This is a genomic window from Eisenbergiella massiliensis (assembly GCF_003435485.1).
In genome coordinates, this window is record NZ_QVLV01000014.1 from 12483 (window position 1) to 32933 (window position 20451).

General features: G+C 44.5%; 16 protein-coding genes, 1 pseudogene and 1 other annotated feature. Of the genes and pseudogenes, 2 read left to right on the top strand and 15 right to left on the bottom strand.

What is annotated here, in order from left to right; translation table 11 throughout:
* Nucleotides 1-7: 7 nt before the first annotated feature.
* The 10 genes and pseudogenes from DXC51_RS18385 to DXC51_RS18430 form a co-directional block, all read right to left on the bottom strand.
* The gene (locus tag DXC51_RS18385; RefSeq protein WP_117545128.1) at nucleotides 8-619 is read right to left on the bottom strand and encodes a CatB-related O-acetyltransferase; all 612 of its coding nucleotides are present in this window, start codon (nucleotides 617-619) and stop codon (nucleotides 8-10) included.
* 935 nt (nucleotides 620-1554) lie between these two features.
* Nucleotides 1555-2820 (bottom strand): glycosyltransferase family 4 protein, encoded by a 1266-nt coding sequence (locus DXC51_RS18390; RefSeq protein WP_117545129.1) that lies wholly within the window; start codon nucleotides 2818-2820, stop codon nucleotides 1555-1557.
* Between the two features lies 1 nt (nucleotide 2821).
* On the bottom strand, nucleotides 2822-3400 hold the full coding sequence (locus DXC51_RS18395; protein ID WP_117545130.1) for an acyltransferase: 579 nt from the start codon (nucleotides 3398-3400) through the stop codon (nucleotides 2822-2824).
* Between the two features lie 28 nt (nucleotides 3401-3428).
* Nucleotides 3429-4517 (bottom strand): SGNH/GDSL hydrolase family protein, encoded by a 1089-nt coding sequence (locus tag DXC51_RS18400; protein ID WP_147332379.1) that lies wholly within the window; start codon nucleotides 4515-4517, stop codon nucleotides 3429-3431.
* Nucleotides 4518-4654: 137 nt separating this feature from the next.
* Nucleotides 4655-5920 (bottom strand): glycosyltransferase family 4 protein, encoded by a 1266-nt coding sequence (locus DXC51_RS18405; protein ID WP_117545132.1) that lies wholly within the window; start codon nucleotides 5918-5920, stop codon nucleotides 4655-4657.
* 25 nt (nucleotides 5921-5945) lie between these two features.
* Nucleotides 5946-7191: pseudogene (locus DXC51_RS18410) on the bottom strand (nucleotide sugar dehydrogenase).
* A gap of 390 nt (nucleotides 7192-7581) precedes the next feature.
* Nucleotides 7582-8334 (bottom strand): hypothetical protein, encoded by a 753-nt coding sequence (locus DXC51_RS18415; RefSeq protein ID WP_117545133.1) that lies wholly within the window; start codon nucleotides 8332-8334, stop codon nucleotides 7582-7584.
* A gap of 16 nt (nucleotides 8335-8350) precedes the next feature.
* Complete coding sequence (locus DXC51_RS18420) at nucleotides 8351-9328, bottom strand: polysaccharide biosynthesis tyrosine autokinase (protein ID WP_117545134.1); 978 nt, start codon at nucleotides 9326-9328, stop codon at nucleotides 8351-8353.
* 98 nt (nucleotides 9329-9426) lie between these two features.
* On the bottom strand, nucleotides 9427-10164 hold the full coding sequence (locus tag DXC51_RS18425) for a YveK family protein (protein ID WP_117545135.1): 738 nt from the start codon (nucleotides 10162-10164) through the stop codon (nucleotides 9427-9429).
* Nucleotides 10165-10229: 65 nt separating this feature from the next.
* The gene (locus tag DXC51_RS18430) at nucleotides 10230-10958 is read right to left on the bottom strand and encodes a CpsB/CapC family capsule biosynthesis tyrosine phosphatase (RefSeq protein WP_117545136.1); all 729 of its coding nucleotides are present in this window, start codon (nucleotides 10956-10958) and stop codon (nucleotides 10230-10232) included.
* Between the two features lie 374 nt (nucleotides 10959-11332).
* On the opposite strand from DXC51_RS18430, the gene DXC51_RS18435 reads away from it, so the two are divergent.
* Complete coding sequence (locus tag DXC51_RS18435) at nucleotides 11333-11686, top strand: helix-turn-helix domain-containing protein (RefSeq protein ID WP_021640111.1); 354 nt, start codon at nucleotides 11333-11335, stop codon at nucleotides 11684-11686.
* Between the two features lie 266 nt (nucleotides 11687-11952).
* Here the strand turns inward: DXC51_RS18435 and queA are convergent, their stop codons facing one another.
* The 5 genes from queA to pheS form a co-directional block, all read right to left on the bottom strand.
* Complete coding sequence (gene queA / locus DXC51_RS18440; RefSeq protein ID WP_117545178.1) at nucleotides 11953-12978, bottom strand: tRNA preQ1(34) S-adenosylmethionine ribosyltransferase-isomerase QueA; 1026 nt, start codon at nucleotides 12976-12978, stop codon at nucleotides 11953-11955.
* A 56-nt stretch (nucleotides 12979-13034) separates the two neighbouring features.
* The gene (locus DXC51_RS18445) at nucleotides 13035-14426 is read right to left on the bottom strand and encodes an aminopeptidase (RefSeq protein ID WP_021640113.1); all 1392 of its coding nucleotides are present in this window, start codon (nucleotides 14424-14426) and stop codon (nucleotides 13035-13037) included.
* The gene (locus tag DXC51_RS18450; RefSeq protein ID WP_117545137.1) at nucleotides 14426-14698 is read right to left on the bottom strand and encodes a hypothetical protein; all 273 of its coding nucleotides are present in this window, start codon (nucleotides 14696-14698) and stop codon (nucleotides 14426-14428) included. The genes DXC51_RS18445 and DXC51_RS18450 overlap by 1 nt, the downstream gene beginning before the upstream one ends.
* Nucleotides 14699-14737: 39 nt before the next feature.
* Nucleotides 14738-17158 (bottom strand): phenylalanine--tRNA ligase subunit beta, encoded by a 2421-nt coding sequence (gene pheT, locus DXC51_RS18455; RefSeq protein ID WP_117545138.1) that lies wholly within the window; start codon nucleotides 17156-17158, stop codon nucleotides 14738-14740.
* Between the two features lie 130 nt (nucleotides 17159-17288).
* Nucleotides 17289-18308 (bottom strand): phenylalanine--tRNA ligase subunit alpha, encoded by a 1020-nt coding sequence (gene pheS, locus DXC51_RS18460; protein ID WP_025490170.1) that lies wholly within the window; start codon nucleotides 18306-18308, stop codon nucleotides 17289-17291.
* Nucleotides 18309-18494: 186 nt separating this feature from the next.
* Nucleotides 18495-18744, bottom strand: a binding site (T-box leader).
* A 265-nt stretch (nucleotides 18745-19009) separates the two neighbouring features.
* Between pheS and DXC51_RS18470 the strand changes: the two genes are divergently transcribed.
* On the top strand, nucleotides 19010-20416 hold the full coding sequence (locus DXC51_RS18470; RefSeq protein WP_117545140.1) for an amidophosphoribosyltransferase: 1407 nt from the start codon (nucleotides 19010-19012) through the stop codon (nucleotides 20414-20416).
* Nucleotides 20417-20451: the final 35 nt, after the last annotated feature.

Sequence of the window (20451 nt, forward strand, 5' to 3'; positions counted from 1 at the left end):
TTTGCTATTATCCTTTCATCGATTGAATTAAGTCACTTGGATTTGAAAATAACTGTGCTTTCATATTGATTAATTCATCATTCCAATCCCACCAACTAATTTTTTGTAATTCTTCTATTGTTTCATCATTGAATCGCTTCCGCAGAAGTTTTGCTGGATTCCCCCCCCATATTTCATAAGGGCCAATATCATGTGTAACCACCGATCCCATACCAACAATTGCTCCATCTGCAATTTTTACACCACTTTTAATCAGACAATGTGAACCAATCCACACATCATTTCCGATCTCAACCTTAACAAACGGATTATACACCAAAGATCCAAGTTTTGTTTTTATAATACCTTTGGTAGTATTAAAAACAGGTGAAAGCGATACCCATTCTGTAGGATGGCTTCCACCCCCAATAGCACAGTAATTTGATATACAGGTAAAAGCTCCAACTTCTACATATAACAAAGAAGAATGCTCACCCACATATGAATATCGTCCCAATTTCGAAGCTATAATCACTGTTCCAATATCCACTCTAGATGTTTTATCTAGTGTAGAAGCATCAATACACGGGCGATTAAATATCTTTCTAAATACTTTCTGTATTATATATCTCAATTTCATGTCAGCACCATCCTTCCAGTAATATGTCAAAAGTTCAACTTAAGTAGTACCAACCAACATGATACGTACGCACAGCTTCAAGCGAATCTTGTATTTTCATCACATCACCATACTCCTTCCCTCAAATACCATATAAAACACAAAAATCTATACAAATAAGCTCATAAGAAATAGAAAATATTCTATCTAACTATATATAAATAAAGTAAAATTTACTCCCCTTCATTTGGGCGTTCTAAATAAGCTCTCTACTCTTAATCTTACATTTGAATGATATTTGACTACTGGGTTAAGGTCTAGTTTTTGGCACTTCATAACAGCATCATCCGATGTACGAACGCTTCCTGCTTACTAACCAATCCTTCTTTAAGCTTCATATTCTCTAGATCTTTTTGATTGTTATTGTTCAGAACATATTTAAATAATACAGTTTTTCTCATAAAGAATCCTTCGCTCATCTGCAATTTTCTACTCACAGGCTACCTTTCCTAGTATGAAAAGAAGAGCCAACTCTGTAAAGTGCTTACCATCGCTCCACCCATTGCTCCAAAAATTCAAATGGTAATGAACTATGACACCATTCTTTTGAACCAAACTGTTCGCTCAGCTTTTCATCAATTTACTCTACAAAATCTTTCCTAGACTCTTTATCTGTGTCCATACATATAAAAAACACAGTCGTAATATTCATTAAAATTATTTTTCGGTGAAATTATTTCAAATTGTCTACTTATTTATTTTAACAAAAATCCAGAAATATATCATTTTTTCGAAGTCATATATTCTTTTTTTCAAACTGCTTCTATCACCTCTGAACTAAAGCTGCTAATAAATACGAATTGCTTTGCTGTAGCTTAAAAATTTTTATACAATTTCCATAATATTTCTTTTATTTTATTATTATTTTTAAATGAATCATTTTTGTTACTCATATCTTAAAGAGCCTTTATCGCATCAATATACTTTTGTATACTGATCTCTTTAGTCAAATGTTCTTCCAAATAGGTTCTTCCTTTCATTCCCATCTCAACTACTTTCCCACTCCCAGCATTATCAATAAACCACTGAATATTCGTTTCAACTGCTCCATATTCTTCTGGTTCACACACAAGTCCGCACCCAGTTTCCTCGATTATCATCCGTATTTCAGAACCATATTCTAGAACACCCAGAACCGGACGAGCACTTGATGCACAGCCATAGAATTTGCTAGGACAGCTCACACCTTTAATCCCCTTTGAATTTACAACCCAATGAACGTCACCGGCATTTAGACTATAAATCAGATTAGCTTTTTCCTGATAAGGAATAAATATTACATTATCCATATGATGCTCTTTCTTATAAAAAATTAACTTATCCAGCATCGCACCTGCTCCAACAAAAACAAAGGCTACTTCTCTACCATCTGCTGCTTTAGTACCTGGCTTAAACTTTTCTATCACCTTCAACAAATTATCAAGATCATAATAAAGACCAATATTTCCAGAATACATAATAACAAATTTATTTTCCAAACCATACTGTTTGCGGAAGGCAAGTAACTTTACGTCACTTGTCTTTAGAGGATAGATTTTTTTTTCATCAATCCAGTTATTGATTATCACATGCTTAGGTACGCTCTTTCCATTAAAACGCTTCTTCAGCGTTTCTACAAGATCACGCCCCACAGTAATAACTAAATCACTATGTTTGCAACTGAACCTATCTACAACCATCATGACCCACAGAATAAGTTTATTTTTGCTATATTTGACGGCCATAATCTGCTCCGGATTAAAATCCTGGATACAGTAAATCATCTTGGCATGTTTCTGCCATTTACCAAGTACCCCCAATAATCCACCAAGAATTGGCGGTTGGGAAATAGTAAACACATAATCCTGCTTACCAGCTTTACAACTCGCAATCAAAGCCCCAAAGAAATAAGCTACTATATTTTTGACTCTGCTTGCTTTATTGTTTTTCGTAAACTCCGGTACTCGAACTCGAATTATTTTCACACCGTTGATTTCTTCAAAATAGTACTTTTGAGCTTTATACATCGACTCAACAATTCCACTGTAACTCGGTACAACACAAATTACGGTAACATCAAACTCATCCAACATACCCTCTGCCTGGTCTTTCAGAATCTGACCAGTAGATGCCATGTCTGGGACATAGTAATGAGCAAAAATCAGTAACTTTTTCTTACCCATATCAGCCCTCCAGTTTTTTTATCACTCGTGCCGGATTTCCGGCAATCACAGAATTTGATTCAAATTTCCCACTAACTACTGCACCTGCTCCTATCACACATCCATCTCCAAGGATGGTGCCTTTAAGAATAATGCTGTTACATCCTATAAAACAGTTTTTGCCGATTACAATCGGCTTTGCCGGAATCAAATCAGAATCTCCGCCATTAGGATCGTTTAACAGACGATTCCGGGTTTCCCATTCAATTGGATGAAAGTCATTGTCTAAAATCTTGGCATTGCCCCCGATACAGGTGTTATCTCCAATATGGACACTCTTCCGGGCATAAATGGTTGCTCCAGAAATGCCCACATTATTTCCAATCACGATCTCCGCTTCCGAAGCACGGGTCACAATAATAGTCCTTAAATAAAGCCCCACAAGATTGGACAAAAACGAACTTTTGATAGTACAGTTGTCTCCAATTGACAGCGTTGCTCCACCCTTGTTGAAGATAACTGGCATGCCTTTCAGCAACAGGTTCTTTCCATATTCAACTTTAGTAACTTTCATCAGTATTTTGAACCAGTTACTGTTCATAATCCTATCCCTTTTCTTCTTGTTTAATTTATTTCATGATGCTTATAGTTTGCTCAATTGACTCTTTTATTTCTGAAAAATACCCCAACTGTTCCATTTGTTTATATATCAGTTCCCCAAGGACTTTATAACCTGCCTCATTAAAATGTACCTCATCAGATAGTAAGCTGTAAGGTGTCTGTCCGTTTGCCATTGCCTTTTTGTCTTTTTCAGTGGGCGTCAGCCCTGCATCTTTCATGGCATTGGTACATAAATACTCTCTTAAATTGATAAACTGGTTTCCATACTCCTCTTTCAGTATAGCTTCCATCATTTCAAATTCTTCGGCTGATTTTCCATAATGTAGACCAACAACAATGAATCGTCCTTTCGGATTACCTTTTTGGTGATTGATAATTCCACGTTGTTGCGCTATCAAATCCTGATAGTCAGAATATCCACCGTTTGTTCCAATAAAAATAATTGGAATATAGTTTAAATAATTTTCAGACCCTGAAGTTATTATTTCTGTTCCTGCTTTTATATGCACTGAACCGCCAGGTTTTTCTCTTGTGAAAACATATGAATACTCCGGACTTGTGTAGCTTTCTTGCATAATTTCAATTTTTCCTTTAATACCACCAATAATTACATAATCCATGCCGGCTGCACCTTGTCGTAGTGGTGAAGCGCCAATACCTATTGATGACTTTATATGAATTTGGATTGCTTGACATTCAGCCGGTATCGTCATGTCTTCTGAAACAACAAAAGGAATGGAACCGTTTCTTCCACAAATTGTAACTGTGTTTTCGCCGCCTACCCCCATATTTATTACGGGTATATTAGTCAAACGTTGTGCTCGGGTAAGAACCTGTGAATTGATCCTATTAAATTCCTTTGTAATGCTTTCTTGAATTAAATTGTCCAGCACAAGTGGATACGGATTCCCATTACTTCCCGCTCCAGCAGTTAACGAATCTCCCCAGCAGACAATACCCGGCATATAGTCAGACATTGTCTGGCTTAGCATTGAAATGCTTTTCTCAATTTCATTCTCTTTTTCCCGTTGTTTCTGAGCAAGTTCCCTCAAATTTTCTTCTTGAGCTTTTTCTTGATTATTTTCGGTGTAAAGCATTCCAATTAAAAGAGCCCCCAACACAATATCCAAAATAATTACAATATATTTCTTGCCCCCTCGCTAATTCTATGACGATAATGTGACATATATTTTTCCTCCTCAAACTTGTACTAACTTAATGCTAACTTCCAACATTATGCTCTACTAATTTCTTCTGCGTATTTCTTAACGCTTTTTTCTCTCGTCAAATTTTCAATCAAATAATCATGCCCGCGCTGCCCCATAGCAACCACTTCGCCGTTTCCAACATTATCAATAAACCATTGGATGTTCTTTTTAATCTGCACATAATCTCCGGGGTTACAGCAAAGACCACCCCTGGTATCTTCAATCAGGCAACGAACTTCGGAACCTTCTTCCAACACGCCGATAATCGGTTTCCCGGCAGCAGCCAATCCATAGTATTTACTAGGACAACTCACACCTTTGATACCTTTCGCATTCACACACCAATGGACATCTCCAGCATTCAGACTGTAAATTAAATCTTCCTTGTCTTGGTACGGGATGAACACCACATTGTCCATGCTATGGCTTTCCTTGTACATGACCAGTTTGTCCAGCACTGAACCAGCACCAACGAAGGCAAATACAACTTCTCTGCCATCTGCCGTTTTTGTACCCGGCTGAAACTTTTCAATCACTTTCAACAGATTTTCCAGGTCGTAATACAAACCAATGTTCCCGCTGTACATGATGACAAATCTACCATCTAGTCCGTACTGTTTCTTGAAAGCCTCAACCTTTTCATTTCCGGCTTCCAACGGATAGATTTCTTTTTCATCAATCCAGTTGTTAATCAAGGCAGTCTCCGGTTTCTTTCCCTTAAACCGCCCATTCAATGTGTCAATCAAATCTCGACCAACCGTGATGACGAGGTCACTCCTCTTACAACTAAACTTATCAAACCACATCATCAAATCCGTAATGAGTTTATTTTTGCTATAACCAACAGCTAGAACCTGTTCCGGGTTGAAATCCTGAATATTATATATATACTTGGCGTGCTTCATCCACTTGCCCCACACACCGATAAGTCCACCGAGAATAGGTGGCTGGGAGATGGAGAACACATAATCCTGCTTGCCTACTTTGAATGTAGCTGCCATTGCTCCGAAGAAATAGCCGAGGATATTTTTGATGCGGCTCATTTTATTGGTCTTGTTGAACTCCGGAACACGGATGCGCAGAACCTTTACACCGTTAATATTCTCCTCGTAGTACTTCTGGGTTTTGTATTTATCCTCAATCGTCCCAAGATAGCTCGGCACAACGCAGATTACCGTAATGCCAAATGTATCCAGCATTCCTTCGGCGAGTTCCCTGAGAATCTGACCCGTGGATGCTGTGTCAGGCACATAGTAGTGCGCATAAATTAATAGTTTTTTCTTATCCGCCACTTGTGTGACTCCTTCTTTCCGTATTTTAATCACGCTTAAAGATGTCGCGAGTGTTTACTTTTTCTGCAACACCCTCCAAGCACTCATCATATCTATTCGCAATAATCGCTTGACTCATTGCCTTAAACTTCTCCAAGTCATTAACCACAAGGCTACCAAAGAAGGTCTCACCATCCAGCAGAGTGGGTTCATAGATTACAACCGTAGCGTCCTTCACCTTAATCCTCTTCATAACTCCCTGAATATTCGATTGCCGGAAGTTATCGGAATTGCTCTTCATCGTCAGTCTATAAACACCGACTATGGCAGGCTTTTCCTTGCTCTTGCCGTACTGATTATCCTCTTCATATCCCTAGTATCCAGCCATATTCAACACACGGTCAGCGATGAAGTTTTTTCTTGTTCTATTATTTTCAACGATTGCTTCAATCAGATTCTCCGGCACATCTGCATAGTTTGCCAATAACTGTTTCGTATCTTTCGTTAAACAGTATCCTCCGTATCCGAAGCTCGGCTTGTTGTAATTCTACCAATTCTCGGGTCAAGGCAAACACTATTAATAATCTGCTGTGTGTTCAACCCTTTCAGTTCTGCATATGTATAGCTCATTAAAGTAGCTAACTCTCAATGCCAGATAGGTGTTAGCAAACATCTTGACGGCTTCAGCTTCAGTAAATCCCATAAAAAGAGTATCCACCTCTTCTTTAATGGCACCTTCCTGGCGTAATCCGGCAAAGATATGATTAGCTTCAACTAATTTTTCATCATTCATATCCGTTCCCACGATGATACGACTAGGGAACAAATTATCGTATTACGCCTTAGATTCACGCAAAAGTTCAGGGCTGAAAATGATGTTTTTACTACCCATCTTCTCCCTTACGCTTGCGGTATAACCAACCGGGATTGTGGACTTAATAACCATAATCGCATTCGGATTATATTCCATAACCAGCTTGATAACTGTCCCAACGGCAGATGTATCAAAATGCTGTGTAGTACTGTCATAGTTGGTCGGTGCCGCAATAATCACAAAATCCGCATCTGCATATGCTTCCTTTACATCCAGTGTGGCCGTTAAATCCAAGTCCTTCTCAGCTAGATATTTTTCAATATATTCATCCTTAATCGGAGATTTTCTGTTGTTAATCATCTCAACCTTCTCCGGAATTATATCCACAGCAGTAACATGATGATGCTGAGAGCAGTGTCGCAATCGACAGACCTACATAACCAGTTGCATCCGCCGCAATGTTGTATTTCTTTTTCATAATTTTTTACACCTAACTTCCATCTTTTCGATGACTTTGTGTATCTATATCAAATCTTCGAGTACAAATTATTAGCCAAACAGAGCCGAAAGACTTTCATATTCTAACTAATTCTTCTCGAATACACCTACCCACTTGTTGCCATTGCTCAAATTCTTCTCATTGGTTTTCATTGTACTTCTTAATTTCTTTTATAAATAGTCATTTTATTATCGATTCTTCTGCAATTGTCCGTATTTATATGAAAATAGCTGACAAAATGCTATGTTTTCAATGATACCAAAAGTCAAATACGGAAGAATCTTGTTATCTTTTCAACTACATACAGCCCTACATAATTTTTTTATAATAGAAAAGCGTAGTTTTGGCACCCTAAAAAATTTTAACATTTCAACTAACTCTAACCACCAAATTTCTAACCTCAGATCTATTTCCATCCGTATCCACTGTATACAAAGTCACAGGATACTCCCCTTCTTCATTCAATTTGACCTGTCCTTCCAACTTCAAATTGTTATAAAGCGTATTATAATCATCCTTATCATCACTCATCGTCTCTATCACTTCATTCCAGTTTGGTGCTACTCCTTTTTTGGTTTCTATCACATCTGCATTCAACACTAATACTGGATTAGGGCCTGCTGGTTCTCCCTCATTATTTCTTTCTCCTTGATTTTCGTCCTGACCCTCTTCCTCTCCAGAACTGCCTTCCTCATTACTTCCCGTCTCTGTTTCTGTAACTCCTTCTGTTCCAAGCATGTCCCCAGTCTCAAAAGTTTCTTCCTCCACAGGCAAGATATCTCCTCTATCATAACTGTCAACTACCGTAAAAGCTCTTGATGCCTTCCCCACATTATTAGCCCCATCCCTCGCCACATAGGTCACTATCACTTCTTTCCCATTCGTCCCTGCCACCTTCTCCACCAGAAGGCTGTCACTCACATCTCCATCCTTCTCATCCACCGCCGTCACTCCTTTGAGCAGCAGTTCTTCATCCATCCCCTCCGCATATTCTATCTGCTTCTCTTCATCAAAAAATATTTCCGGTCCTTTCCTGTCTTTCCCCAGGTATAGAACCAGGCATACCACCAGCAACACCACATCTATCGCACCAACCACAGCTACTATCTTTTTTGCTTCCATCTCCCGTCTCCTTTACCTACTTCCCTGCCTCTGTCACTTCTGTATCTTCTTCCAATTCTTCAACCTCCAGCTGCACCATATCCACGTCCAGCTGTATCATGTCATCCTCTTCATACAGGCTCTCAGCTTCCTTTTCCACATCTCCGGCCATCAGTTTTATATTCCCATCAGCCTTTGCTGCAGCTTTACCTTCATGCCCTTTTGAACCAGCACCGCTTTCCTCCTGCTTCGTTCCTGTCTTCGCCGGTTTCAGTCCCTTCTGCACCACCGCAGAATGCAGTCCGCCTTCCTCATTTCCACCATAATATTTCCCATAATATTTCCCGTAATACTTCCCATAATAAGCGCCGTAATACCCCTTGCCGCTCATATTCACCTTATTCAGTATCACTCCCAAAATCCGGCAATCTACCTTCTCCAGCTGTTCCTTCACCTTCTGTGCAAATTTATAGCTGATAGCCCCACTCTCAATTACAACTACCGTTCCGTCACAATACTGCGCAGCTACTGCTCCATCAATAACACTCCCCAATGGCGGTGTATCCACAATCACATAGTCATATTCATTCCTCAAATATTCCAACAACAGCCGGAAAGCATCATTCCCCAACAGTTCACTGGGATTCGGCGGCACCGGCCCAGAGAAAATAACAAAGAAATTCTCAATATTTGTCTTACACGTAACATCCGCAATCGAAGCCTGTCCACTCAGATAATGAGACAGTCCATACCTGGATGCATTCGTCTTATACCTCCCCTTCAACACCGACTTCCTCAAGTCAGCATCCACAAGAACAACCCTCTTCCCTCCTTCCGCGACCGACAATGCCAACTGAAAAGACACACTCGTCTTCCCTTCATTCGGCGTACAGCTGGTAACAGAAATCACCTTCCTGTCCCTCCCGGAAAACTCCAGGTTCGTCCTTAACGTCTTATAACTTTCCTTCGTCCTAAAATCCAGTTTCTCTATCGCATTAAAATTTACCGACTGCATTCTTTCTCCGCCTTCTCCTTTTTCTTCCAGTTTTCAAGCACCCATATGATAACAGCAGAAAAGTTTCCCTCTCGTTCCGCTTTTCTGCCCGTCCTTTTCTAACTTCTTTTCACTTTCTTCTTTTTCTTCTTCCCGTCAGCTTCCCCTTCATTTAAAGGAATCACCGCCAGCGTAGAAAGCTGCAGATACTTCTCCACATCCTCCGGGGTCTTTATCGTGTCATCCATCAGATAACGAACCAGCACAACAGCAATTATCAGAAATACTCCCAATACCCCACCAAGAAACGTATTCTTCAAAACGCTGGGGCTGGCCTTCTTCATCGGCATATTGGCAGTTTCCGCCACATTTACCGCCTGGATATCCATCACGTTCATAATATGCACCGAGGCCGCCTCCCGGATTGCATTGGCCATCTTCATCGCCATCACCGGGTCTTTATCCTTCACCGTAATCGCCAAAATACGCGTATCCGTAGGCGTCGTAACTGAAACCTTCTCCTTCATCTGCTCATAAGTCAGATCCAGCCCCATCCCCTGCACTACTTCCTCTAAAACAAACCGGCTCTGAATCAATTCCGCATAGTCCTTCGTCAGCTGCGTCCCCAGCTGAATATCCGAATAAGTCACTGCACTGTTCTCCTGCTTATTCAGGATATAAATCTTGGTAGTAGACTCATAAGAAGGCGTCACCAACAGCTGTGTAAACAAAAAAGCCCCCAACGCCACCATAATTCCCCCAGAAACAATTAAAGCCAGGTTATGTATCAGCACCAGACAGATTTCCCACAAATCAATCTCAATTTCATCTGTCTGCCGTATCGTATTTTCTTCCATTCCTATTTTCTCCCGCATATTTCTCTTTTGTTCTCAGTTCCAAATATTCTTACTAAAACTAACCCTTACAAAACCCGATCCTCCAGAACAGCCTCCGCATTCTCCCGCATCAGCTTCCCAGCCATGGTTTCTCCATATTTCTTTTCCAAATACCCAGCGCACTTCCTCAGTCTCGGCGCCCGGCTTCCATCACTATGTGCATCAGTCCCCACAAAATCCACCAATCCGGCTTTCAGCAGCTTCTTCACCACAGTCTTCGCCGCAAAACCCTGGTCGCCGACAACACTTGAGGCATTCACCTGAAAATAACACCCGGCATCTTCCTTCAGCCGTTCCGCCTTTTCCATATCCTTAATCACATTCACATACCGTTCCACATGGGCCACCACCGGCCAGTATCCAAAGGAAGCCACTCTGCCTATCGCATCTCTTATGTATGCATAATCCTCCCCCGGCAAAAACTCTATCAGCACATAATGGGAATCCGCCAATGTCCGGATCTTCCCCTGCTCCAGCAGCTCTGCCAGGCCGTGGCGGTAAAAAATTTCATTTCCCGGAAATAATTTGACAGGAATTTTAAGCTCGTCCGCTTTTTTCTGCAGGATTTCTATCCGTTTCACAATTCCCTCGGGTGTTACACACCTTCTATCCGCCTTCTGGTGGGGGGTTGCTATTATGGTCGAAATTCCCTCGGATGCCGCTATTTCCAGCATTTTCACCGACTGTTCAATTGATTGGGAGCCGTCATCCACGCACGGAATAACGTGCGAGTGTATATCAATAAATCCATCCATATACGTTACTTTTTTTGTAATTTGCTTTTTCCCTTTCGTATTTTTTTCTTCTTGATTCAGGAAATTTACTAAGCTACGTTTAAAACTATTATATTATATACGTTTTAAACATGTGTTGTCAAATCCAATTTCATCAAATAATGCCATTATGGGTACTTTTTTTTACATTTTAGGCACCAATTTTACTTTTATTTCTGTATAATAGGAAATGGATATTTTTTACTGTTCCGAAAAAAGGAATGATTTGTAAGAAATAGCTGAAATTGGCCGAAATTAGCCGGATGGCGGAGTATCCGGCTGTTTGGGCAGCGATCGTCTAAAAGGTACCCCGTAACTATTTAACCTGTTATGAATTGTTCGAAAGGAGAACTGCAATGTCTAAGACCTATAATAGACTTGCTGCAGGGGAACGGCTACGTTTAAAACGTACCTTATTGGGGATGACTCAAGAAGAAATGGCAGAAAGAATTGACAGAGTACCAAAATATTATGCTGATATAGAGCGAGGCAGCTGCGGCATGTCGGTGGAAACGTTAATGGCATTGTCTCATACGCTCAATATGCCCATGGATTATATCATTTTAGGCAGGGAATACGGTGAAAACTCGGAGAAAAAACACGAAGACGAGATAGTCGCCGTTTTGGATATCCTGGATAAATGTCCTGAAAAGCAAAGAGCTTCCATTCTCAAAATCATTAAAATTTTCATTAGCAGCTGCCGGAAATAGAAGCAGCTAAAATCTTCTGAAATTATTCTGTTCATTTCTACTACTCTTTTGTAGTTACCCATTTCATCCGGTAAGTCATCATCGTAAGGGAGTCAAAAAGAGGCAGAGCACCCCCATCTGCATCTGCCCATCATCCTATCTGATTTTTCTCAAGCATATCTTAAAAAATACATCTAAAAAAAAACGGTGCCGGGATACTGTCCCAACACCGTTTGTCTTACTGCATACTTTACAGTACACATTGTTATGATTCCGATTTTATACAACTATTTTATCAGCATGGCATCGCCAAATGAAAAAAACCGATACTTTTCCTTCACCGCCTCTTCATACGCCGCCAGCACATGCTCCCGGCCGGCCAGCGCCGACACCAGCATTACCAGTGTGGATTCCGGCAGATGGAAATTCGTAATCAGCGCATCCAGCACCTTGAACCGGTATCCCGGATAGATGAAAATCTCCGTATTATCACAACATTCCTGCAGTAGGCCGTTTTCGTCGCAGGCGCTTTCCACAGTACGGCAGCTGGTGGTGCCCACGCATACCACTCTGTGTCCCGCCGCCTTGGCCCTGTTTATCTTATCCGCCGCTTCCCGGGTTACCTGATAGTATTCGGAATGCATATGATGCTCCTGCAGGTTTTCCACCTTTACCGGACGGAAGGTCCCCAGCCCTACATGAAGGGTCACATAGGCAATATCAATCCCCTTCTCCTCCAGCTCCTTCAAAAGCTCCTGTGTAAAATGAAGCCCTGCGGTGGGCGCTGCCGCCGATCCCTCGTACCTGGCATAAACGGTCTGGTAACGGTTCTTGTCCTGGAGCTTGTGGGTGATGTAGGGAGGCAGGGGCATTTCCCCCAGCCTGTCCAGGACCTCTTCCCAGATCCCTTCATAATGGAACTGTATGAGCCTGTTCCCTTCCTCTACCACTTCCAGCACTTCCGCATGAAGCAGGCCGTCCCCAAATACAACTTTAGTTCCCGGCCTGGCTTTTTTACCTGGCTTGACCAGCGTTTCCCAGATATCATTTTCCCTGCGTTTCAGGAGAAGGACCTCTATGGCTCCTCCGGTCTCCTCTCTCACACCCATAAGCCTGGCAGGTATTACCTTGGTGTTATTTAACACCAGGCAATCCCCCGGCTCAAGAAAGCTTCCGATTTCCTTAAATACATGGTGAGAGACTTCGCCGGTCTCCTTATCCAGGACCATGAGCCTGGAGGACGAACGGTCCTCCAGGGGATCCTGGGCAATGAGCTCCGGCGGAAGTTCATAGTAAAAATCTGATGTTTTCAATTCTTCCATATTACTCTTCTTCCCCGGTTATTCCGCATTCAACAGGCCTTTGGATGTTAAAAGCTGGCTTTTTCCAGGAATGCTACATAGCCTCTCATGGTCTCATATACATCGGCCTTGCTGGTGGCTTCCCAGGGCGCATGCATGTTGAGCACGGCAACGCCGCAGTCAATGACATTCATGCCGTATAAAGCCATGATGTAAGCGATGGTTCCGCCGCCGCCCACATCTACCTTGCCAAGCTCTGCAGTCTGGAATACCACGTCGGAGCTGTCCATAATGTCTCTGATATGCGCCACATATTCCGCATTGGCATCATTGGAACCGGATTTTCCTCTGGAACCGGTAAACTTATTGAATACCATGCCATTTCCAAGGAAAGCGGAATTCTTCTTTTCAAAGCAGGAAGCATATGCGGGATCGTAGCCTGCGCTCACATCGGAGGAGAGCATGGCGGAATTGGTCAGGCATCTTCTCAGGTTCAGTTCGCTGTATTCGCCCATCAGCTCCATCAGCTCTGCAGTCATGTTTTCAAAGAAACGGGACTGCATGCCGGTTGCGCCTACGCTGCCGATTTCTTCCTTATCCACGAGGATACAGCATGCGGTACGGTCCGTAATGGTGCCGCCCACCTCAAGCACTGCCCTTGCGGAGGTATAAGCGCAGACTCTGTCGTCCTGTCCGTAAGCGAGGATCATGCTTCTGTCAAGGCCGGCTTCTCTTGCTTTTCCAGCGGGAACGATTTCCAGCTCTGCGGAAAGGAAGTCTTCCTCTTCAAAATCATAAGTATCCTTTAAAATCTTGAGCACGCCTGCAGTTACGGCGTCCTTGTCCTTATCCTTCACCGGAATATTTCCGATAATCAGATCCATGGCTTCCCCTTCGATTACCTTGGAAGCCTTCTTATCCATCTGCTCCCCTGCCAGATGAATCAGCAGATCGGAGATGAAAAATACAGGATCGTCTTCATTGTCGCCTACATTCACCTCAACGGTGGTGCCGTCTTTTTTTACCACTACGCCGTGGAGGGCAAGCGGGATGGCAACCCACTGGTATTTCTTCACGCCGCCGTAGTAATGGGTATCCAGATAGGCAATGTTGCTGTCCTCATAAAGGGGATTCTGCTTTACGTCGATTCTGGGGGAATCAATATGTGCACCCAGGATATTCATGCCGTCCTTCATAGGCTTTTTGCCGATCTGGTACATTACCAGACATTTGTTCATGTTTACAGCGTAGATCTTGTCGCCGGGCTTGATTTCCCTGCCGCTTTCCATAAGCGTATTCAGTTCAACGTAGCCCTCCTTCTCAATCAGATTGACAAGGGTATCCACGCACTCTCTTTCAGTTTTCCCCGCATCCAGGAAGTCCATATATTCTCTGGCAAAAGCATCTGCTTCTTTCAGCTGCTCTTCGGAATAACTGGTCCATACATTTTTCGTTTCCATCAGGCCTTACCTCCGGTTTCTTTTAGTTTTGAACCGAGCACCGGCTTGAGAAGTTCTTTGGCTCTGGAAACCTCGTCACTGTGGATGCGGAAAATACAGGCGGATTTTTCCCTGGGCTTTCTGAAAAAGAATAAGCCTCCTACCCCCTTGACTTCCCATTCCACAAAATAGGAAATGCTGTTTTTCAAAAGTATTCTTTCTACCTTTTCCTTGGTTTCCATATCATAGACCTTGCAGAAATCCACTTCATGATTTACTGGTCCGATATCCATAATTCTCACCTCCCGTTCGGTGCTCCCCGTATTATTGTACTACTGTCTCAGCTCAATGCCAAGCCCCTGAAGGCCATTGAGAATTTTTTTCATTGCCGCGCTCACATCGGCATCCTCAAGTGTCCTGTCCTTCGCGCGGAAGGTCAGTGTGTAGGCAACGGATTTGAAGCCTGCCTTGATCTGGCTGCCTTCATAAATATCAAACAGGGCATAGCTTTCCAGAATCTTTCCGCCGCGCTGTGCGATAACCGCTTCAATCTGTCCCACAAGAATTTCTCTGGGCACTACCATGCTGATATCGCGGGTAACCGCCGGGTATTTTGCAATTCCTTCATACTTCCTGTCAAAAGTTGCGAAAGGAATGATTTCAGGCATATCCAGAACCGCCACATAAGCCTTTGTCCCGATGCCGTAGTTATCCAGTACCTCCGGATGTACTTCACCCAGATAGCCCAGAACCTTACCGCCGTAAATGATGTTGGCCTGACGTCCCGGGTGAAGGAAGTTTTTGCCGGCCTTAGGGTCGTATTCCTTCTTATCCTTCATGCCGATGCTTTCCAGGAATTCTTCAATGACGCCCTTCATGGTGTAGAAGTCTCCGTCCCCGTAGAAGCCCAGCGTAAACTGCATTCTCTCTTCAGGCAGCGTGGTTACCGGCACGCTTTCCGGCAGGTATACATTGCCCAACTCATAGAGCTTGACGTCCTTGTTTCTTCTATTATAATTGGTTGCCAGCGAGGTGAGGATGCCGTTGAGGGAAATGGTTCTCATGACGGAGAAATCCTCTCCCAGCGGGTTGGCGATTGTTACCGCCTTGCGCAGCACATCATCCTGATCCAGCAGCAGCTTGTCAAATACCTTGGGGCTTTCAAAGGAATAACACATTCCCTGGGAAAAACCGCAGTACTCGGCGATATCCCTTGCCTTTTCCTCAATGCGCAGCTTGAAGGAAAGCTTTCCTGTGGTGGCTTCCCCGCTGGGAAGTGTGGTGGGAATCTTATCATAGCCGTGGAATCTCGCCACTTCCTCCGCCACATCGGCAAAGCCTTCGATATCCTGACGGAAAGTAGGGATAATCAGTTCCTTTTTGTCTGCATCATAGTCAAATTCCAGCTGTTTGAAGTAATCCAGCATTTCCGCTTCCGGAATCTGTGTCCCCAGCAGCGCGTTGATGCGCTCCGGCTCAAACGCGATGCGTACTCTTTCCTTCAGAGGCGCGCATACATCCACGATGCCGCCTACAACATCGCCGCAGCCCAGCTCCTGAATCAGCTGGCAGGCCCTGTTGATCGCTTCCACTGAGTTGTTAGGATCAAGTCCTTTTTCAAATTTGCCGGAAGCATCGGTGCGCAGGCCGATTCTCTTGGCGGATTTACGGATATTGGTTCCGTTGAAGCACGCGGCTTCGAACAGTACGGTTTTCACATCGTCTGTTATTTTGGAATTCTCGCCGCCCATAATACCGGCGATGCCCACTTCTTTTTCAGCGTCACAGATCATCAGCACTTCGCTGTCCAGCTTTCTCACCTGGCCGTCCAGTGTCTGGAACTCATCACCGTCCTTTGCACGGCGTACAATGATCTGGCCGCCGGCTATGGTGCTTAAGTCATAGGCATGCATGGGCTGGCCATATTCCTCCATGACATAGTTGGTGATATCAACCAGGTTGTTAATGGGACGGATACCGCTGGCAGCCAGCCTTCTCTGCATCCACTTGGGCGAAGGGGCGATTTTGATATTGGTACATACCCTTGCACAGTAGCGGGGGCACAGATCGGGATCCTTTACCTCTACCTTAATATAATCATTGACATTTTCCCCATTTTCATGCACATTAACCACCGGGGGGACGAAGGGCTTATGGAAGGTCACGGCCGCTTCCCTGGCAATTCCCAGAATACTGAAGCAGTCAATTCTGTTGTTTGTGATTTCATATTCAAATACGGTGTCCCTCAGACCCAGGGCATCGATTGCGTCGGAACCTACTTCCACATCATCGCTGAAAATATAGATGCCGTTTTCAGGAGCCTCGGGATACATATCCCGGCTGGATCCCAGCTCTTCAATAGAGCACATCATACCGTTTGAGGGAACTCCTCTCAGCTTTCCTGCTTTAATGGAAATGCCCTCCTCAGGGAGCGGGCCGCCGTCGTGTCCGCCGGCCACCTTACCGCCGTCAAGAACCACCGGTACCTTGTCCCCTTCCTTCACATTGGGAGCGCCTGTAACGATCTGAATGGTCTCAGCGCCGATATTTACCTGGCAGACGATCAGCTTGTCCGCGTCAGGATGCTTTTCTATTTTTTCTATCTGGCCAACTACGATTTTTTCCAGATTCCTGTCAAGCCTTTCATAGCTTTCCACCTTGGTGCCGCTCATTGTCATCGCATCGCAGTATTCCTGGTCCGTGCATGACAGCTCCGGCACATATGCTTTAATCCATGATAACGTTGTATTCATATTGTATCCATGCCTTTCTTATTTCCTTCAGTCCGCATTCTGAGTATACACGGCTTTCCCATGAATGAAACAGCCGCAAAATTCCTCCTTTATAATAGGAAGAAACAAAATCAGTTATCCGCTTTTTCCATCAGAACTGCTTCAGGAAACGGACGTCATTCTCATAAAGCAGACGCATATCGTCAATTTCATACTTCAGAAGCGCAATACGCTCCAGGCCTACGCCGAATGCAAAACCGGAATATTCCTTGGGATCAATTCCGCTCATCTGCAATACGCGGGGATGCACCATACCGCAGCCAAGGATTTCAATCCAGCCGGAGCCTTTGCAGAAACGGCAGCCCTTGCCGCCGCACTTGAAGCAGGTCACATCCACTTCGGCGCTGGGCTCTGTGAACGGGAAATGATGGGGGCGGAATTTTACCTTCGTCTCCTCTCCGAACAGCTCCCTGGCAAACTCAGCCAGCGTTCCCTTCAGATCGGCAAACGTAATATTCTTATCAATTACAAGTCCTTCAATCTGATGGAAGGAAGGAGAATGGGTCGCGTCCACCTCATCGGAACGGAACACACGTCCCGGAGCGATCATGCGGATGGGCAGCTTCCCTTTTTCCATTTCACGCACCTGTACCGGAGAGGTCTGGGTACGCAGCACGATATCCTCTGAAATATAGAAGGTATCCTGCTCATCCCTGGTGGGATGGTTCCTGGGGATATTCAGGGCTTCGAAATTATAATAGTCGTTTTCCACTTCAGGGCCTTCCACTACCTCATAGCCCATTCCCACGAAGATTCTTTCCACCTCTTCCAGGGCAATGGTGTTGGGATGACGGTGGCCCACCTGGTTTTTCCTGGCCGGAAGGGTAACGTCAATGACCTCTTCCTTCATTTTGGCTTCCCTGATGGCGGATTCCATTTTCTTCTTCGTTTCTTCCAGCATGGCTTCGATTTCCGTTCTGGTATCGTTCACCATCTGTCCGATTTTCGGCCGCTCCTCGGCTGCCACGTTCTTCATACCCTTCAGAACCTCGGTAAGGGCTCCCTTTTTACCCAGAGCGTTTACCCTTACCTCGTTCAGCTTATCAAGGGTTCCGGCAGCTTCCACCTGCTTTCTGACCTCTTCCTTGATCTGTTCCAATCTGTCTTTCATAAAAACCTCCTGCTGCCGGCGCGTAAATCCTGACACCGGCATATTTTTTTCCATGTGAAAAATGTTGACAGCTTTTCAGCCCGCTTCAGCCTGTGGTCCGGCCTCCGGCCGTCCTGCAGCCGCCGCGGCTCGCTGCGCCTGACAGCCTCCGGGGAATTTTGGACACAAAAAAATCCCCGGCAAAAATCCAGGGACGAAATAATTTCCGCGGTACCACCCACATTCCTGCTTCACATCCGGCGTTTAACGCCCTGTGCACCGCAGGCTCTCATTCCGGCGTAACGTGCCGCCACGTTCCCTCCTAAGCCTGAAGGCCTTCAAAAGGACAGCTCCGGCGTGAAATTCAAGCTGCATCTGAACCCAAGGAAGCTCCCAGCCGACGACTCCCTCTCTCTGTGGGAAAATACAACTCTTTGTGCGCCATCATCGCATTTTTGATTCATGAATATGTCTGTAACCTATTCTATTGCCTGTTTTCAGAAAAGTCAATATAATTTTTCTGTACTTTTGCATATATACATTTATTTTCCATCATGATATGATTTTAATGCCAAGTTTTTATTACATCTACATACTTCCGATACCGGAGCCGGCGCTGAAAGGAAACGATACGTGTGCCTTCCCGCCATCGGAAGAACCATAGCAGTCCGGAATGCGGGCTGTTACGAACAGTCAAGAAAACCAATACTAAGGAGAACATCATGGGTGGATTTTTTGGAGTAGCATCAAAGGAAGACTGTGTCTTCGATCTTTTTTTCGGCACAGACTATCATTCCCATCTGGGAACAAGACGGGCCGGTATGGCCGTATACGACCGGGAACGCGGTTTTGATCGTTCCATCCACAATATCGAAAATGCCCCCTTCCGCACCAAATTTGACAAAGAAGTCACGGAAATGAAAGGGAATCTGGGAATCGGCAGTATATCAGACTATGAACCCCAGCCGCTGATCGTCCGTTCCCATCACGGTACGTATTCCATCGCAACCGTGGGCAAAATCAACAATACGGAAGAAATTCTGACGAAGCTTCTCTTTTCATCGCACATTCATTTTCTGGAAATGAGCGGCGGCACCATCAATGCCACCGAGCTTGTTGCAACTATCATCAACCAAAAGGAAAACATCATCGAAGGCCTCCAGTATGCCCAGGATCTCATCGACGGTTCCATGACCATCCTGCTTATGACCCCCAAGGGCATTTATGTCGCGCGTGACAAAATGGGCCGTACTCCCGTAGCCATCGGCAAGAAAGAAAATGCTTACTGCATCTCCTTTGAAAGCTTTGCTTATCTCAATCTGGGCTACGTCAGCGAACGCGAACTGGGACCCGGAGAAATCGTGGTTGTCACCCCGGAAGGCATGCGCACCCTGGTAGCGCCGGGCAAGGATATGAAAATCTGTACCTTCCTCTGGGTTTACTATGGCTACCCTTCCTCCTCCTACGAAGGAATCAGCGTGGAAAAAATGCGCTATAACTGCGGCGCGTCCATGGCCAAAAGAGACGATGCGTCACCTGATATCGTAGCGGGCGTACCGGACTCCGGAACCGCACATGCCATCGGTTATTCCAATACCTCCGGCATCCCCTTCTCCCGGCCCTTTATCAAATACACCCCTACCTGGCCCCGTTCCTTCATGCCCACCATACAGAGCCAGAGGAATCTGATTGCCAAAATGAAGCTGATTCCCGTCCGCGATCTGATACAGAACCGCAGCATGCTTCTCATCGACGATTCCATCGTCCGCGGCACACAGCTGAGAGAAACAACGGAATTCCTGTACCAAAGCGGCGCAAAAGAGGTACACATTCGTCCCGCCTGCCCTCCTCTCCTCTATGCCTGCAAATACCTCAACTTCTCCCGATCCACCTCAGAAATGGATCTCATTACGAGAAGGGTCATCAAAGAAATGGAGGGCGACAATAAATACGTAAATCTGGACGCTTACTCCAATCCTGAGACCCCTGAATTCCAGGCCATGGTATCCCGCATTGGAGAGCAGCTCAACTTCACCTCCCTGCGCTACAACCGCCTGGACGATATGATCGACTCCGTGGGAATCGACCGCAGCAAATTATGCACCTACTGCTGGGACGGAAAAGAATAACGCTTCTCCCCCATGCCGCAAAATGCCAGAATCCG

Coding starts and splice junctions, on each gene's coding strand:
- DXC51_RS18415 (WP_117545133.1), bottom strand. CDS start 8,334: ATGGAAGCAAAAAAGATAGTAGCTGTGGTTGGTGCGATAGATGTGGTG.
- DXC51_RS18420 (WP_117545134.1), bottom strand. CDS start 9,328: ATGCAGTCGGTAAATTTTAATGCGATAGAGAAACTGGATTTTAGGACG.
- DXC51_RS18450 (WP_117545137.1), bottom strand. CDS start 14,698: ATGGATATCGGACCAGTAAATCATGAAGTGGATTTCTGCAAGGTCTAT.
- pheS (WP_025490170.1), bottom strand. CDS start 18,308: ATGAAAGACAGATTGGAACAGATCAAGGAAGAGGTCAGAAAGCAGGTG.
- DXC51_RS18385 (WP_117545128.1), bottom strand. CDS start 619: ATGAAATTGAGATATATAATACAGAAAGTATTTAGAAAGATATTTAAT.
- DXC51_RS18395 (WP_117545130.1), bottom strand. CDS start 3,400: ATGAACAGTAACTGGTTCAAAATACTGATGAAAGTTACTAAAGTTGAA.
- DXC51_RS18400 (WP_147332379.1), bottom strand. CDS start 4,517: ATGCTTTACACCGAAAATAATCAAGAAAAAGCTCAAGAAGAAAATTTG.
- DXC51_RS18445 (WP_021640113.1), bottom strand. CDS start 14,426: ATGGAAACGAAAAATGTATGGACCAGTTATTCCGAAGAGCAGCTGAAA.
- DXC51_RS18430 (WP_117545136.1), bottom strand. CDS start 10,958: ATGGATGGATTTATTGATATACACTCGCACGTTATTCCGTGCGTGGAT.
- DXC51_RS18435 (WP_021640111.1), top strand. CDS start 11,333: ATGTCTAAGACCTATAATAGACTTGCTGCAGGGGAACGGCTACGTTTA.
- DXC51_RS18470 (WP_117545140.1), top strand. CDS start 19,010: ATGGGTGGATTTTTTGGAGTAGCATCAAAGGAAGACTGTGTCTTCGAT.
- pheT (WP_117545138.1), bottom strand. CDS start 17,158: ATGAATACAACGTTATCATGGATTAAAGCATATGTGCCGGAGCTGTCA.
- DXC51_RS18425 (WP_117545135.1), bottom strand. CDS start 10,164: ATGGAAGAAAATACGATACGGCAGACAGATGAAATTGAGATTGATTTG.
- DXC51_RS18390 (WP_117545129.1), bottom strand. CDS start 2,820: ATGGGTAAGAAAAAGTTACTGATTTTTGCTCATTACTATGTCCCAGAC.